Annotated in this window: 17 protein-coding genes; 14 read left to right on the top strand and 3 right to left on the bottom strand. The window is 44.2% G+C overall.

The window, feature by feature from the left end:
- Positions 1-6: 6 nt before the first annotated feature.
- From ICN34_RS09685 to ICN34_RS09675, 3 genes are read right to left on the bottom strand one after another with little or no spacing between them, the layout of a single operon-like run.
- Positions 7-315 carry a high-potential iron-sulfur protein gene (locus tag ICN34_RS09685; protein ID WP_216122312.1) on the bottom strand — a complete coding sequence of 103 codons (309 nt, stop codon included), beginning with the start codon at positions 313-315 and terminating at the stop codon, positions 7-9.
- A gap of 13 nt (positions 316-328) precedes the next feature.
- Entirely contained in the window at positions 329-1,138 is an 810-nt protein-coding gene (locus ICN34_RS09680) for a sulfite exporter TauE/SafE family protein (RefSeq protein WP_216122310.1), read from the bottom strand.
- 3 nt (positions 1,139-1,141) lie between these two features.
- Positions 1,142-2,383 carry an FAD/NAD(P)-binding oxidoreductase gene (locus ICN34_RS09675; protein ID WP_215370978.1) on the bottom strand — a complete coding sequence of 414 codons (1,242 nt, stop codon included), beginning with the start codon at positions 2,381-2,383 and terminating at the stop codon, positions 1,142-1,144.
- Positions 2,384-2,529: 146 nt separating this feature from the next.
- Between ICN34_RS09675 and ICN34_RS09670 the strand changes: the two genes are divergently transcribed.
- The 14 genes from ICN34_RS09670 (at position 2,530) to ICN34_RS09605 (ending at position 13,865) form a co-directional block, all read left to right on the top strand.
- On the top strand, positions 2,530-3,390 hold the full coding sequence (locus ICN34_RS09670) for an MBL fold metallo-hydrolase (protein ID WP_216122308.1): 861 nt from the start codon (positions 2,530-2,532) through the stop codon (positions 3,388-3,390).
- Between the two features lie 50 nt (positions 3,391-3,440).
- Entirely contained in the window at positions 3,441-4,799 is a 1,359-nt protein-coding gene (gene soxC / locus ICN34_RS09665; RefSeq protein ID WP_216122306.1) for a sulfite dehydrogenase, read from the top strand.
- A complete protein-coding gene (locus tag ICN34_RS09660; RefSeq protein WP_216122303.1) occupies positions 4,783-5,865 on the top strand; it encodes a c-type cytochrome in 1,083 nt (360 codons plus the stop codon). Before soxC ends, ICN34_RS09660 begins: the two co-directional genes overlap by 17 nt.
- Before the next feature lie 80 nt (positions 5,866-5,945).
- A complete protein-coding gene (soxY, locus tag ICN34_RS09655) occupies positions 5,946-6,398 on the top strand; it encodes a thiosulfate oxidation carrier protein SoxY (protein ID WP_215294588.1) in 453 nt (150 codons plus the stop codon).
- Positions 6,399-6,442: 44 nt separating this feature from the next.
- Entirely contained in the window at positions 6,443-6,751 is a 309-nt protein-coding gene (gene soxZ / locus ICN34_RS09650) for a thiosulfate oxidation carrier complex protein SoxZ (RefSeq protein ID WP_215294589.1), read from the top strand.
- Positions 6,752-6,775: 24 nt separating this feature from the next.
- A complete protein-coding gene (gene soxA / locus ICN34_RS09645) occupies positions 6,776-7,588 on the top strand; it encodes a sulfur oxidation c-type cytochrome SoxA (RefSeq protein WP_215294590.1) in 813 nt (270 codons plus the stop codon).
- Positions 7,589-7,592: 4 nt separating this feature from the next.
- Positions 7,593-8,237, top strand: a complete 645-nt coding sequence (gene soxX / locus ICN34_RS09640) for a sulfur oxidation c-type cytochrome SoxX (RefSeq protein ID WP_255538637.1) — start codon at positions 7,593-7,595, stop codon at positions 8,235-8,237.
- 47 nt (positions 8,238-8,284) lie between these two features.
- On the top strand, positions 8,285-10,015 hold the full coding sequence (soxB, locus tag ICN34_RS09635) for a thiosulfohydrolase SoxB (protein ID WP_255538636.1): 1,731 nt from the start codon (positions 8,285-8,287) through the stop codon (positions 10,013-10,015).
- A gap of 21 nt (positions 10,016-10,036) precedes the next feature.
- The gene (locus tag ICN34_RS09630; RefSeq protein WP_216122302.1) at positions 10,037-10,474 is read left to right on the top strand and encodes a DsrE family protein; all 438 of its coding nucleotides are present in this window, start codon (positions 10,037-10,039) and stop codon (positions 10,472-10,474) included.
- Between the two features lie 48 nt (positions 10,475-10,522).
- Positions 10,523-11,446, top strand: coding sequence for an MBL fold metallo-hydrolase (locus ICN34_RS09625; protein ID WP_255538635.1), 924 nt, complete (start codon positions 10,523-10,525; stop codon positions 11,444-11,446).
- Positions 11,447-11,504: 58 nt separating this feature from the next.
- On the top strand, positions 11,505-11,819 hold the full coding sequence (locus ICN34_RS09620; RefSeq protein ID WP_255538634.1) for a hypothetical protein: 315 nt from the start codon (positions 11,505-11,507) through the stop codon (positions 11,817-11,819).
- A 20-nt stretch (positions 11,820-11,839) separates the two neighbouring features.
- Entirely contained in the window at positions 11,840-12,961 is a 1,122-nt protein-coding gene (locus tag ICN34_RS09615) for a YeeE/YedE family protein (RefSeq protein ID WP_216122298.1), read from the top strand.
- An 18-nt stretch (positions 12,962-12,979) separates the two neighbouring features.
- Positions 12,980-13,417 (top strand): YeeE/YedE family protein, encoded by a 438-nt coding sequence (locus tag ICN34_RS09610; protein WP_216122295.1) that lies wholly within the window; start codon positions 12,980-12,982, stop codon positions 13,415-13,417.
- A gap of 1 nt (position 13,418) precedes the next feature.
- Positions 13,419-13,865: a YeeE/YedE family protein gene (locus tag ICN34_RS09605; RefSeq protein ID WP_216122293.1), complete on the top strand. Its 447-nt coding sequence runs from the start codon at positions 13,419-13,421 to the stop codon at positions 13,863-13,865.
- The last annotated feature ends 38 nt before the right edge of the window (positions 13,866-13,903 follow it).

The raw sequence follows: 13,903 nt of genomic DNA, 5'->3' as shown, positions 1-13,903 counted from the left end.
CTGGAATTAAGCTTTCTTGGCGTAAGCTGAGCACCAACCCTTGCTGGATACTTGCTTGCCCGCAAACAATGCACAGCCACCAGCAGCGGCATCAGGTTTTCCTTGGAATAAGGCACAGTTGCCGCACTGTTGACCAGCAGCATACTTAGCAAACTTTGCTTTATCTACTTTGGAGGCATCAGCTTTGTATCCCAATGCAACAGCTTGTGGATCAGTTTCTGCAACCATGGCTTGAGCTTGGGCTTTGCTATTGAGTGCCAAAGTGCAGGCACCAGCAGCAGACAAAATCATAAATTGGCGACGGGTGGGTTTCATAGATTTCTCCAGGTTAAATAATGCATTTATAAATAAGACTAAGGGCTACTAAAAAAGTAAAAATAGAAAAGATTTGTTGAACTCTTGGCCCGCTAATATTTTTTTCTAATACTTTGCCTATTAATAGGCCTGCAAGAGAGCCAATTGCAAATGGGGCGGCAATTGTAAAATCTAAGGTGCCAGACAACAATGAGATTGCTGCGCCACCTGCCGAGACTATGGCTAAAACTCCAAGGGAGGTAGCAACAATTGCTTTCATGGGTAGGTCGGTAAATTTTTTCAGTGATGGAACAATGATGAATCCACCGCCGACACCCAATAGACCGGATAGGAAGCCTGCACATGCACCTACCAGCATCAAGGATCTTGCGCAAGGTACAGTCCAAATTAACTTGCCAATTGACATGTCTAACTGACATGGAGGCGGCTTTATTAACTTAGGGGCTTTGCCGGCAATAGTCTGCGTAGCTTGAATAAACATTTTGCTGGCAACATAAATTAATATCCCACTAAATATCAATAGCAGAGGAGTATTTGGGGCGCGTTGGGCAACCCAAAGCCCAAGTGGTGAAAGAATGAGACCAAAGAGCGCCATAAACATCGCCGTCTTATATCGGAGAACCTTCTCATTTAAGCCAATGATTGCGCCAATTCCTGCTGATAACGCAATAGCAGTCAGCGCTATGGGACCCGCTTCAGAAATGGGCATATGAAAGGCAAAAACGAGAAGGGGAACGGAAAGAATTCCGCCGCCCGCACCAGTCAGTCCCATTAAGATCCCTACAAACACTCCAAGTGCCGGAGCAATTAATAAGCTGTCCATGATCTAGTTTTCAAAAGGTCGAGCTAACCACTCTCTACCTTTAAGCATTGCATTCCAATAGAGCCATGGAAGCACATCTTTTTTTAGTATCCACGCTAACTTGGTGGCCTTTAATGGATTGATTAACCACGGGAAAGTCGGAAGTAGTTTTCCACCAAAGCCAAACTCTGCCAAAACAATTTTTCCTCTTTCAACGGTAAGAGGGCATGAACCATAGCCATCATATTTCAAAGGCATAGCTTGATGGTTTTTATGGGCCAATAAATTTTCAGCAACGACAACAATTTGTTTTCTGGCTGCGGCAGCTGTTTTTGAATTTGGCGAAGAGCAGCAGTCACCTAGACCAAAAATATTTGGGTAGCGAGTGTGCTGTAAGCTGAACTGATCAACCTCAACCCAGCCAGCAGCATCCGCAATAGGGCTTCCCTTCACGCAGTCCTGTGGCCCTTGGGGTGGAACCACATGCAGCATGTCAAAAGATTTTTCAATCCGTGTTGTATTTCCTTCGGCATCTTTGATTGCAAAGGTCGCTTTTTTATTAGGACCATCTATCGAGATTAGATTGCAATTGAAATTTAATTGCGCCTTATATTTTTTTACATACTCCATTAATGGAGGAACAAAGTCTGCTACGCCAAATAATGCAGCCCCAGCATTATTGAGTTCCACGTCAATGTTTTTTAGATTGCCTTGCTTCTCCCATTCATAGCAAGATAAATACATTGCTTTCTGTGGTGCGCCCGGACATTTGATGGGCATAGGAGGTTGTGTAAATATCGCCTTCCCTGATTTCATATGCTTGACTAGTTCCCATGTGTATGGCGAATAGTCATAGCTGTAATTCGATGTCACACCATTTTTTCCGAGTGAATCGATCAATCCTGGAATAGCATCCCAGTTGGATTTAAGGCCAGTAGCCACTGCAAGGTATTTGTATTTAATGGACTCACCATTCGCAATATGGACTTCATTTGCATCAGGATTGAAACTGGTAATGCGGTCTTTTATCCAAGTCACCCCCTTTGGAATGAGATCTTTCGTATTCCTTTTGCTGTCCTTGACATTAAAAGCTCCGCCACCCACTAAAGTCCAAGAGGGTTGATAGTAGTGGTGCTCCGAGGGTTCAATGATTCCAATTTTTAATTTTTGATCTCGGCTTTTAAGGCTGGCTGCCAAACCAATACCTGCTGCGCCTCCACCTGCAATAAGAACGTCATATTCTGTAAGTTTGAGGTGTTCAATCATCTTTGCATGCTTTCTTAGCTTATGGTTATAAAGGTTTGCTACTTATATAACTAAAAGTAATATGTATATAATGGTTAGTTATTAGTGCATTTTTACCAGCAATATTCAATAATTGCACTAAGAAATTTCACTTAGGCGAATAAGTAATGAATCCAGCAGTTAAAGGCTTTTTTGATCGAGACACCTGGACGGTAACGTATGTTGTGTACGAGAAGCCGACCTCTAGTTGCATCATCATTGATTCAGTTCTGAGTTATGACCCTAAATCCGGGCGCACCCACACCAAGATGGCTGATGAGGTCATTGAGTTTATTAAGAAAAATGAGCTTAAGACAGAGTGGATCTTGGAAACGCATACACATGCTGATCATGTAACTGCCGCTCCTTATTTAAGGTCTGAGCTAGGCGGCAAAGTAGCCATAGGCGATCATATTTCTGTGGTCCAGAGTGTATTCAAGGACATATTCAATTTAGAAAATTCATTTCCTGTCGATGGCTCTCAATTTGACCGCCTCCTAAAAGATGGGGAAGAAATTCATTTCGGCAAGCTAAGCTTCAAAGCTTTGTTCGTTCCTGGGCACACTCCGGCCTGTATGGCTTATCAAGTGGGTGATGCTATTTTCGTGGGCGACACCATGTTTATGCCTGATGTGGGAACTGCCCGCTGCGATTTTCCAGGCGGCGATGCTCATGTCCTATACCAGTCGATGAAAAAGATTTTGAGTTTTCCACCACAAACCCGTTTATTTATGTGTCATGACTATCCGCCTAATGGTCGGCCAGTCCAGTTTGAAACCACCGTTGCAGATGAAAAAAAGTTCAACATCCATATGCATGATGGCATTACCGAAGAACAGTTTATTGAAATGCGCAAAAAGCGTGATGCAACATTAGAGATGCCGGTCCTCATTCTTCCTGCAATTCAAGTCAATATCAGAGCGGGAGAGTTCCCTGCTAAGGAGTCCAATGGAGTTGCATACCTTAAGATTCCGTTGAACGCTGTTTAACGTATTGAAGAACCTCATTTAGTGCTTATATTTACAGGAGCTTTTTCTTGATGTCAGACCAAAAACGTAGAGGCCAAATTCAGCAGGCCCCCGAAAGCTTTATTTCACAAGACATTATTTCCGATATAAATAAAAATGGAATGGATGACACTCGTCGTGGCTTTATGCGCAATGGGTTCATGGCAGCCCTGGGTAGTGCTGTTGGTTTAGTAGGCGCTTCTATGAACGTGCTAGCCTCACCAGAGGGCGATCCAGTAATTTTGGAAAAGCAAGTATGGCAAACCACCTTGGGTAAAAACGTTGCCACTATGCCTTATGGCACCCCATCAATTTATGAGGCTAATTTAATTCGTCGCGAATCGCCCGGTTTAACACGAGTTTCGGCTGCCTCGGTCGCTTTCACGCCTTTGCAGGGATTGTTTGGAATTATTACGCCAAATGGTTTGCATTTCGAAAGACAGCACCAAGGTTGGTACAACATTGATCCTGAGAAGCATCGTTTGATGGTGAATGGTTTGGTTAAGCATAATCGTGTGTTCACGATGAACGACTTGATGCGCTTGCCATCGGTTTCCCGTATTCACTTTATTGAGTGCGGCGCTAACACAGGCTTGGAGTGGGGTAACGTTGCAGTCCCAACCGTGCAATACACCCATGGCATGCTATCTTGCTGTGAATTTACCGGCGTACCTTTAGCAGTCCTCTTGGAGGAGTGTGGTGCTGACCTCAAAAAAGGTAAATATCTCTTGGCAGAAGGTGGTGACGGTTCAGGCATGACTCGGACGATTAATTTAGAAGATGTCTTAAATGAAGCGATCGTTGCTTGGGGTATGAATGGGGAGATGCTGCGACCAGAAAACGGATTCCCATTAAGACTTGTGGTACCTGGTGTTCAGGGTGTTAGCTGGGTGAAATGGTTGCGCCGCTTAGAAGTTGGGGATATGCCATATGCAACCAAAGATGAAGCGGTGCACTATAACGATTTAATGCCTGATGGATTGGCCCGTCAATACACTTCCATTCAAGAATGCAAGTCGGTCATTACCACTCCGTCAGGTGGCCAGCAGTTATTAGAAAAAGGCTTTTATAACGTCAGTGGTTTAGCTTGGTCCGGAAGGGGTAAGGTGAAGCGTGTCGACGTTTCTTTCGATGGTGGTAATAATTGGAAAACAGCACGTCTTGAAACTCCAATCTTGAGTAAAGCGCTTACTCGCTTTAATATTGATTGGGTATGGGATGGTTCTCCTGCCATTTTGCAGTCACGAGCAATTGACGATACTGGCTATGTTCAACCCTCAATAAAACAACTAAGAGATGTTCGTGGCACAAGATCCATTTATCACAATAACGCTATTCAATCTTGGAAAGTTGGTTCAAACGGGGGGGTTAGCAATGTACAAGTTGGCTAAACTCGCAAACGTCACCTTGTTTGTGGCGACATCATTCTTGGTGCTTAGTTCGGCTTCAGCCCAAAATTCAAGCACCCGTTTTCCAGGGATTGGTAGAGATGCAACTCCCGCCGAAGTAGCTGCATGGGATATTGATGTGCGCCCCGACTTTAAGGGGTTGCCCAAGGGGTCTGGTTCGGTAGAAAAGGGTCAGCAACTATGGGAGGCTAAGTGCTCCGTTTGTCATGGTACGTTCGGTGAGTCTAATGAAATTTTTACCCCTATTATTGGTGGCACCACTGCTGACGATATTAAAACGGGACGTGTAGCATCACTCTCAGATAGAAAACAGCCGCAGCGAACAACTATTATGAAAGTCGCTACAGTATCTTCTTTGTGGGACTATATCTATCGCGCAATGCCATGGAATGCGCCTCGCTCCCTTACGCCTGATGATACCTTTGCTTTGGTAGCATACCTTTTAAGTTTGGCTGAAGTTGTGCCCGATGACTTTGTGCTTAGTGATGCCAACATTGCAGAAGTGCAAAAGCGTATGCCAAATCGTAATGGCATGACTTTGAAGCATGGTTTGTGGAGCTCAAAAGGTAGTCCTGATGTTCATGCAACCGCATGTATGACCAACTGTGTGCAATTCGTACAGATTGGTTCCGAGTTGCCGGAATATGCCAGAAATGCCCACGGCAATATTGCTGAGCAAAATCGTCAATATGGCCCATTCCGCGGATCTGACTCTACAAAGCCCCCGCTGACTAAGTTGCCAGGTGCTTCAGCAGAAGGATTGGCTCATGCATCTGAAATGCATGCTGCCGGCAAAGGGCCCGCAGCGCTATTTAAGAGTGAGAACTGTGCCGCTTGTCATGCGATGAGCGGCAAGCTAGTAGGCCCCTCTGTTACTGATATTGCTGCGAAGTATCAGGGGCAGACTGGGGTATTAGATAAGTTGATGGCGAAGGTAAAGAATGGTGGCTCAGGAGTTTGGGGTTCCATACCAATGCCTGCCCAGTCTCAATTATCTGAAGAAGATCGCAAAGCGCTGGTGACATGGGTGCTATCCGATGGCAAATAAGATGTACTCAATAAATGAATTGCATGGTTTATTGGGTGGTAGATAATATATTCACGTTAAGAGCTAACAAAGGAGTTTTTATGAATCAGCAGCGACGCAGTTTATTGAAATACTCGGCCGTTTTTGGCTTAATGGCTTCTGCCGGTCTCATTAGTGTGGCCCAAGCAGAAGAGTGGAATAAGGCAGCATTCGAAGGTAAGAGCTTGGATGATGTGTTCAAGTCATTGGGCGCATCTTCGCCAGATAAGTCGGCTGCTGTGACTTTAAATGCTCCTGATATTGCTGAAAATGGTGCAGTAGTTCCTGTTGGCATTTCATCAACCCTGAAGGCTGAGCAGATGGCAATTTTGGTTGAGAAAAATCCAAGTACATTAGCTGCACAATTTTTCTTACCTGCTGGCACTGAGGCATTTGTCACGACTCGCATCAAGATGGGTCAAACATCAAATGTTTATGCTTTGGTGAAGGCAGATGGTAAATGGTCAATGGCAGTTAAAGAGATCAAAGTGACTCTCGGTGGTTGTGGCGGTTAATTAACCATAGCAAATATCTATTTATAAATTATTGAGGAAGAAAAATGTCAGATCCAATGCGCGTTAGAGCAACCGAAAAAGACGGTATCGTTGATGTCAAAATTTTGATGAAGCACGACATGGAATCCGGTCAACGTAAAGATGCCTCTGGAAAAGTGATTCCAGCATGGTTTATCAATATGCTGAATGTAAAAGCAAATGGCAAGGATGTATTTAATGCTCAGTTTGGCTCGGCCGTTTCTAAAGACCCTTTTTTGAATTTCAAATACAGGGGCGCTAAAGGCGATAAGCTGGTAGTGAACTGGATTGATACCAAAGGTGATAAGCGAACTGATGAAGCAACGGTTTCTTAATTTCTAAAGAACATAGGCATATCCATGGCTCCAATATCAGAAGTTTTAAAGAGATCTTTAGTGGCATCACTTTTAATGATGGGTGTACAAAGCATTCATGCTCAAAGTGCGGCCGATGAGATTGCAAAATATCGAGAGATGATTGCAGATGGAAATCCATCAGAGCTCTATGAAATGTCCGGAGAGGAGTTATGGAAAAAACCGGCTGGCCCTAAAAATGCTACGTTAGAAAAATGCGATTTAGGTCTTGGGCCTGGTGTTGTTGATGGGGCAGCTGCTGTCTTACCAAAATACTTTAAAGATACCAATCGAGTTCAGGATCTAGAGTCTCGTTTGATGACTTGTATGGAGAAGCTCCAGGGAATTCCCTCGGAAAGCATTATTGATGCCAAGTTTGGTGTTGGCCCTAAGAAAGATATGGATGCTATTGTTGCTTATGTAGTAACGCACTCTAAAGGCAAAAAAATAAGCGTAAGCATGACTCATCCAAAAGAAAAAGAGATGTATGAAATGGGTAAGCGAGCCTTCTTCTACGAGGGCGGTCCATTTGATTTTTCATGCGCCTCTTGTCATGGGTCATCTGGCAAACGTATCCGTTTGCAAGACTTGCCAAATCTAACAACTCATGATGGTGCGGTTGCAGGTTGGGGTTATTGGCCCGCGTATCGAGTTTCGAGCGGGCAATTTTGGACAATGCAACAAAGATTGAATGATTGTTTTAGGCAGCAGCGTTTCCCGTATCCAATTTATGGCTCAGATGTAACCATCGCATTATCAATGTATATGGCTAAGAACGCCAACGGTGGGATTATTCAAACCCCTGGACTAAAGCGCTAAGACTATGAAGACATCTACGATGACATTAACCAAGTTTTATCACCTTCTATTTCTTGTTTGTGGCGCTATTGCTATGGCGACCAATGTCTCTGCTCAGCAGAAGCCTGATCCGCAGTTCCAAAAAATGATGAATAGCAGCTTCCGCACCGAGGGTATTGCTAATATTGATCGAATTGACCAGGACCCTACTCAGAAATTTTGCTCTGATCCTCAATTTGCATCCAGTAAAGCCGGGGCAGCTAAAGCGCTAGAAATTCAGAAGCAAAATATGGCTTCTATTCAGCCACCTTCGGATGGTAAATATATTGGCGATTGGAAAAGTGGTGAAGCGATTGCGCAAAGTGGGCGCGGCGCTACTTGGACGGATACAGCTTCTACGCCTATTGGCGGAGGCTGCTACAACTGTCACGAGATCGATAAAAAAGAAATTTCTTATGGAAATATCGGGCCCAGCTTGTGGAATTACGGTAAGACGCGTGGTAATTCTCAAGAATTAATTGTCTACACCTGGAATCGTATCAACAACTCTAAGGCGTATAACGCGTGCAGTAATATGCCGCGATTTGCTCACTTTAAGCTCTTAAATGAGAAGCAAATTCAAGATTTGATGGCGTTGTTGCTAGATCCAGCTTCGCCAGTAAACCAATAAATATCAAGAAGGCGGGCCGGGAGGCCTGTTTTCATAAGGGGAATGTTATGTCTTTGAGTCGTCGCGATTTTTTGCAGGCTTTGGCTTTTGCCTCGGCTGGCGGAATGAGTTTGCAATCCAATTTTGCTGGTGCACAGGTCTCAGCGCAAAAGTTTTACGATCTTCCTAAGTTTGGTAATGTCCACTTGTTGCACTTTACTGACTGTCATGCACAGTTATTGCCAATGTATTTCCGTGAACCAAATGTAAACCTGGGAATCGGTGCTCAGGAGGGAAAGACCCCTCATTTAGTTGGTGAATATTTCCTCAAAGCGAATGGTATTGCGCCTGGCACACGGGATGCGCATGCATTTACCTATTTAGATTACGTAGCTGCGGCACAGAACTACGGGAAGATGGGTGGTTTTGCCCATATGGCAACCTTGATTAAGCAATTAAAGGCAGGGCGTCCAGGTGCGCAATTGTTAGATGGGGGGGACACTTGGCAGGGTTCTGGTACCGCACTATGGACCAATGGTCAAGATATGGTTGATGCGGCCTTGGCTTTAGGGGTAGATGTCATGACGCCTCACTGGGAGATGACTCTTGGTGAAAAGCGCGTTATGGAAATTGTGAATGGTGACTTTAAGGGCAAGGTTTCCTTTATTGCACAAAATATTAAGACCTCTGACTTCGGGGATATGGTTTTCAATCCTTATGTCATGAAAAATATGAATGGCGTACAGGTGGCCATTATTGGACAAGCATTCCCATATACTCCAATTGCAAATCCGCGTTACTTTACGCCGGATTGGACTTTTGGAATTCAAGAAGAGAATCTACAAAAGACCATTGATGAAGTTAAGTCTAAGGGCGCTAAGGTCGTCGTATTACTCTCTCACAATGGCATGGATGTAGATTTAAAGATGGCATCACGTGTAAGTGGTTTGCATGCTATCTTGGGTGGTCATACCCATGATGGAGTGCCTATCCCTGTGCAGGTAAAAAATCATGGCGGCATGACATTGGTAACCAATGCTGGCTCAAATGGTAAATTTTTGGGTGTGTTGGACTTTGAGGTGAAAGGCGGCAAGCCTGTTGACTTCCGCTACAAGCTATTACCGATCTTCTCGAATATGATCCCAGCAGATCCAGCAATGTCCAAGTTAATCGCTAAGGTAAGGGCGCCATACGAATCTAAGCTGAATGAGAAGTTGGCAACTACCGAAGGTCTCTTATATCGTCGGGGTAACTTCAACGGCAGCTTTGATCAGCTCATCTTGGATGGATTAATGGCGCAGAAGAATGCTGAGATCGCATTCTCTCCAGGATTCCGTTGGGGCACGAGTCTCTTGCCAGGTCAGGCTATCACCCGTGAAAATCTCATGGACCAAACCGCCATTACTTATCCATACACTACCGTCACCAACATGACTGGCACGACTATTAAAACCATTTTGGAAGACGTGGCCGATAATTTGTTCAATCCTGATCCATATTATCAGCAGGGCGGCGACATGGTTCGCGTGGGTGGAATGCAATACACGATTGATCCTGCTCAAAGTGCCGGCAACCGAATCTCTGATATGCGTTTGAATGGTAAGTCTATCGATGCCGAAAAGATCTACAAGGTTGCAGGATGGGCGCCTGTTAGTGAGGATGCTAAAAATGCTGGCGGCGAGCCAATTTGGGACGTGATTGAGCGTCACCTAAAGGATGTAAAAGTTATCAAAGCAGTGAAATTGAATGAGCCCATTATCAAGGGCGTTGCAAATAATCCTGGCATGGCCCCTATCTAAATTTATTTGAAAGTCGAAGCGATGAAAAAACTCATTAGCTCCTTGTTTGCAGCTATATTGTTAATCGGTTTTGGTTCGAGTGCATTTGCGCAGCATACAGGCGCAACAAAAGTCGTATATCACATTGATGACGCTGAAACTCAAGGCTTAAAGGGTCTGCGAAATATACGCAATCATTTAGACACGGCTCCTGACACTATCATCATTGTCGTCACTCATGCCAATGGTGTCGATATGCTGATGGAGGGTGCTAGAGACAAAAAAAATAATGTTGAGTATGCGCCATTAATCGGGGCATTAAAGTCTCGTGGTGTGAAATTTGAAGTCTGTGAAATTACCCTTAAGAATCGCAATCTTAAAAAAGATCAGTTTATTCTTGATGCGGATTTCACGCCCTCAGGAGTGGTGCGCGTTGCTGATTTGCAATATAAAGATGCCTTTGCCTATATCAAGCCATAGCAATCGATCGAAATGATTCGTTTTGTAAGAAATTTTCTAGGGATCCTTATGGGATCTCTGATCTTTTTAGGTGGCGGCTATTGTCAGGCAGCGTCGTTACCTGACAATGTATTGCTAAATCCTATTCAGGTTGCGCCTCATACTTACTTTATTCAGGGTCACCCTGAAATGGGGAGCAGTACTAATCAGAATTTCATATCCAATACCGGGTTTGTGGTCACCCCAGCTGGGGTGGTGGTAGTTGATGCCCTAGGTTCACCCATACTTGCTCAAAAGTTGATTATTGAAATCAAAAAGATCACAAAGCAAAAAATCGTAGCTGTTATTGTGAGTCACTACCACGCTGATCATGTATATGGATTGCAAGAATTTAAAAAAATTGGTGCAACCATATATGCACAGGGTGAGGGGAGGAATTACCTGTCCTCTGAAACTGCCAAGCAACGGCTAATTGCCTCGCGAGTGGATTTTGCACCGTGGGTCAATGCTAATACTAAGTTGATCGCAGCTGATGTATGGATTGATCAACACAGGACCCTCACTATTGGTGGCGTGGATTTTTTAATAAGTCGAGTTGGCCCTGCACACTCACCAGAAGATCTCATGGTGTTCGTACCCTCGGAGAAAGTACTCTTTGTAGGAGATCTGGTCTTTCGAGGTCGCATACCCTTTGTTGGCAATGCCGATAGTAGGGGTTGGTTGCTGGCATTGGATGAAATTGAGAGGCTCAATCCGAATGTAGTGATTCCAGGTCATGGTGCTTATTCATTTAAGCCTGCTGAAGACATAGCATTCACTAGAACTTATCTTAAATATTTACGGGAATCTATGTCGTCTGCAGCTCTCAATATGGACCCTTTTGATGAAGCGTATAAAAGTGCCGATTGGTCTGAATACGAGGGAATCCCGCTATTTAGGGCTGCAAATCGTATGAATGCCTATAACGTCTATCTTTCTATCCAGGCAGAGTAGGGCAAATACAGCTATTGGGCCTTAAAATAGCGGATTAATGCTAAATCCTCGATTTGTAATGAAAATGATCCCTCGATCTGTTGCTGTAGCTGTAATGAGTGCGCTAATGACTGCACCGGTGCTTGCTACTCCGGATTTGGCAAACGGTAAAGCCATTGATCAGCAAAAATGTTACTCCTGCCATGCCAAGAAAACGGGTTTTGGAAATGGTGACATGATTTACACCCGTTCAGATGGCAAGGTAAAGTCCTTGGCCGATTTAAAAAAGATGATCTCACTCTGTAATACAGAGCTTCGCCTTGATTTATTCCCAGAGGATGAGGTGGATGTTGCCACTTTTCTTAATAAACAGTTTTACAAATTTAAACCTTAATTTTTCAAGATACAGTCGCTATGGATGTAGTAGATATCAGCTCTTTAAGTAAGTCAGTCCTATGGGCCACTTTTGCGATTACATTTTTGCTTGGAGCGGTAATGCAAAAGACGGGTTTTTGCAACATGGGTGCCGTATCTGATGCTTACATCATGTCTAGCTGGGATCGTCTCAAGCAATGGTTTTTGGCTATTGGAGTTGCCATTATTGGTTTCGCTTTAATGTCTTACTTTGGAATGATTGATCCCCTTAAAAGCATTTATACAAGCAATAAGTTTTTATGGCTTTCAACCATGGTGGGCAGTATTTTGTTCGGTTTTGGTATGGTTCTTTCTTCTGGATGTGGTAGTAAGACCCTTGTCCGTATTGGGGGCGGCAATCTAAAGTCCCTAATTGTCTTTATGGTTCTTGGCTTAAGCGCCTATATGACATTGCGCGGATTTTTGGGGGTTATTCGCATTAATACCCTGGATACTTTTTTTATTGCTTTTAATACTCCTCAGGACTTGCCTAGCTTATTGAGTGGCCCACTTGGGATACCTCGGGCTAACCTTCACCTTGCGCTAGGTTTAATTATTGGCTTTGCTTTTATTGCTTCAGCATTAGCTAAAAAATCTTTTTGGACCCCGGAGAATTTGTTTGCAGGCACAGCGGTAGGATTGGCAATTTGCGCAATATGGTGGATATCAGGCCATCTTGGGCATGTGGCTGAAGATCCAAATACTTTAGAGGAAGTATTTTTGGTGACAAACTCTGCGCGTATGGAAAGCCTTTCTTTTGTGGCGCCATATGCTTACTCTTTGGATTGGTTGATGATGTACAGCGATACCTCCAAGGTATTAACTGTTGGGATTGTTGCGGTAGTGGGTATGGTCTTAGGATCAGCTGCAATTGCGCTATTAACTAAATCTTTCCGTTGGGAGTCTTTTCGTAATGCTGAAGATACTGCGAATCATTTGATTGGTGCAGCATTAATGGGGTTTGGTGGAGTCACTGCTTTGGGCTGTACAGTAGGGCAGGGCTTAAGCGGTATATCTACGCTGGCCCTGGGTTCAATTCTGGCTTTGCCAGGATTTATTTTTGGAGCTTATTTAGGATTGCGTTATTTGCAAATACGACTAGCCCCAAATCCGTGCGCTTGATAAGAATGGACATTACACATGCAAATTGACTGGTTCTCCTTTACGCCTATTCCTTCTTTACTAGGTGGGATGATTCTTGGGCTTGCAGCAGCCTTGTACGTTTTATTGCATGGCCGCATCTTGGGTATTAGTGGAATTATTTCAGGTTTATTGCATCCAAAATTAACTGATACTGCATGGCGTTTGGCTTTAGTTTTGGGTTTGGTTTCAGCTCCATTTATGGCGGCTTTATTTTTCGGGATAGTCCCCGTTGTAGAAATTGAATCTGACTGGATTGCTGTGGTGGTTGCAGGCCTTCTTGTTGGTTTTGGAGCGCAATATGGCTCAGGTTGTACTAGTGGTCACGGCATCTGTGGTCTGTCACGTTTATCGCCACGTTCATTGGTTGCCACGTTATCTTTTATGGGTGCAGGCTTCTTAACTGTTTTTGTGCTCCGCCATTTGATTGGGCTCTAAGATGAAAAAACATTTCGGCCTCGTTAGTCAGTACGCTATTGGCGTTCTTTTTGGTTGGGGTTTAATTATCTCGGGCATGAGTGATCCACAAAAGGTATTGGGATTCTTAGATTTAACCGGTCTTTGGGACCCATCTCTAATCTTCGTCATGTTCGGCGCAGTACTAGTTGGTCTTGCCGGTTTCTATGTAGTTAGCAAGAGAACAGCGGCATTTTTTGGCGGTGCCTTGCATATACCTACCCGTAAAGACATTACAAAGCCCCTGATTATTGGTAGTTTGATCTTTGGGGCGGGCTGGGGAATTGCTGGCTTTTGCCCTGGCCCAGCTTTAGTTGCTCTTGGCGCCGGTCACCTGAAAGCCCTGGTTTTTGTTATTGCTATGCTAGTTGGCATGGAGATCTGCGAACGTTTCTTCTCGGCCCACAAAAAGGTATCCGACCAAGTCTGATGCGCCTGATTTAGAATCACTCTATTACAACGATTGAA

Source organism: Polynucleobacter sp. Tro8-14-1 (assembly GCF_018881655.1).
Classification (GTDB): domain Bacteria; phylum Pseudomonadota; class Gammaproteobacteria; order Burkholderiales; family Burkholderiaceae; genus Polynucleobacter.
The sequence above is the reverse complement of the archived record's forward strand: the minus strand, read 5'-3'. Positions and strand labels throughout refer to the sequence as shown.

Coding starts and splice junctions, on each gene's coding strand:
- ICN34_RS09685 (WP_216122312.1), bottom strand. CDS start 315: ATGAAACCCACCCGTCGCCAATTTATGATTTTGTCTGCTGCTGGTGCC.
- ICN34_RS09680 (WP_216122310.1), bottom strand. CDS start 1,138: ATGGACAGCTTATTAATTGCTCCGGCACTTGGAGTGTTTGTAGGGATC.
- ICN34_RS09675 (WP_215370978.1), bottom strand. CDS start 2,383: ATGATTGAACACCTCAAACTTACAGAATATGACGTTCTTATTGCAGGT.
- ICN34_RS09670 (WP_216122308.1), top strand. CDS start 2,530: ATGAATCCAGCAGTTAAAGGCTTTTTTGATCGAGACACCTGGACGGTA.
- soxC (WP_216122306.1), top strand. CDS start 3,441: ATGTCAGACCAAAAACGTAGAGGCCAAATTCAGCAGGCCCCCGAAAGC.
- ICN34_RS09660 (WP_216122303.1), top strand. CDS start 4,783: ATGTACAAGTTGGCTAAACTCGCAAACGTCACCTTGTTTGTGGCGACA.
- soxY (WP_215294588.1), top strand. CDS start 5,946: ATGAATCAGCAGCGACGCAGTTTATTGAAATACTCGGCCGTTTTTGGC.
- soxZ (WP_215294589.1), top strand. CDS start 6,443: ATGTCAGATCCAATGCGCGTTAGAGCAACCGAAAAAGACGGTATCGTT.
- soxA (WP_215294590.1), top strand. CDS start 6,776: ATGGCTCCAATATCAGAAGTTTTAAAGAGATCTTTAGTGGCATCACTT.
- soxX (WP_255538637.1), top strand. CDS start 7,593: ATGAAGACATCTACGATGACATTAACCAAGTTTTATCACCTTCTATTT.
- soxB (WP_255538636.1), top strand. CDS start 8,285: ATGTCTTTGAGTCGTCGCGATTTTTTGCAGGCTTTGGCTTTTGCCTCG.
- ICN34_RS09630 (WP_216122302.1), top strand. CDS start 10,037: ATGAAAAAACTCATTAGCTCCTTGTTTGCAGCTATATTGTTAATCGGT.
- ICN34_RS09625 (WP_255538635.1), top strand. CDS start 10,523: ATGGGATCTCTGATCTTTTTAGGTGGCGGCTATTGTCAGGCAGCGTCG.
- ICN34_RS09620 (WP_255538634.1), top strand. CDS start 11,505: ATGAAAATGATCCCTCGATCTGTTGCTGTAGCTGTAATGAGTGCGCTA.
- ICN34_RS09615 (WP_216122298.1), top strand. CDS start 11,840: ATGGATGTAGTAGATATCAGCTCTTTAAGTAAGTCAGTCCTATGGGCC.
- ICN34_RS09610 (WP_216122295.1), top strand. CDS start 12,980: ATGCAAATTGACTGGTTCTCCTTTACGCCTATTCCTTCTTTACTAGGT.
- ICN34_RS09605 (WP_216122293.1), top strand. CDS start 13,419: ATGAAAAAACATTTCGGCCTCGTTAGTCAGTACGCTATTGGCGTTCTT.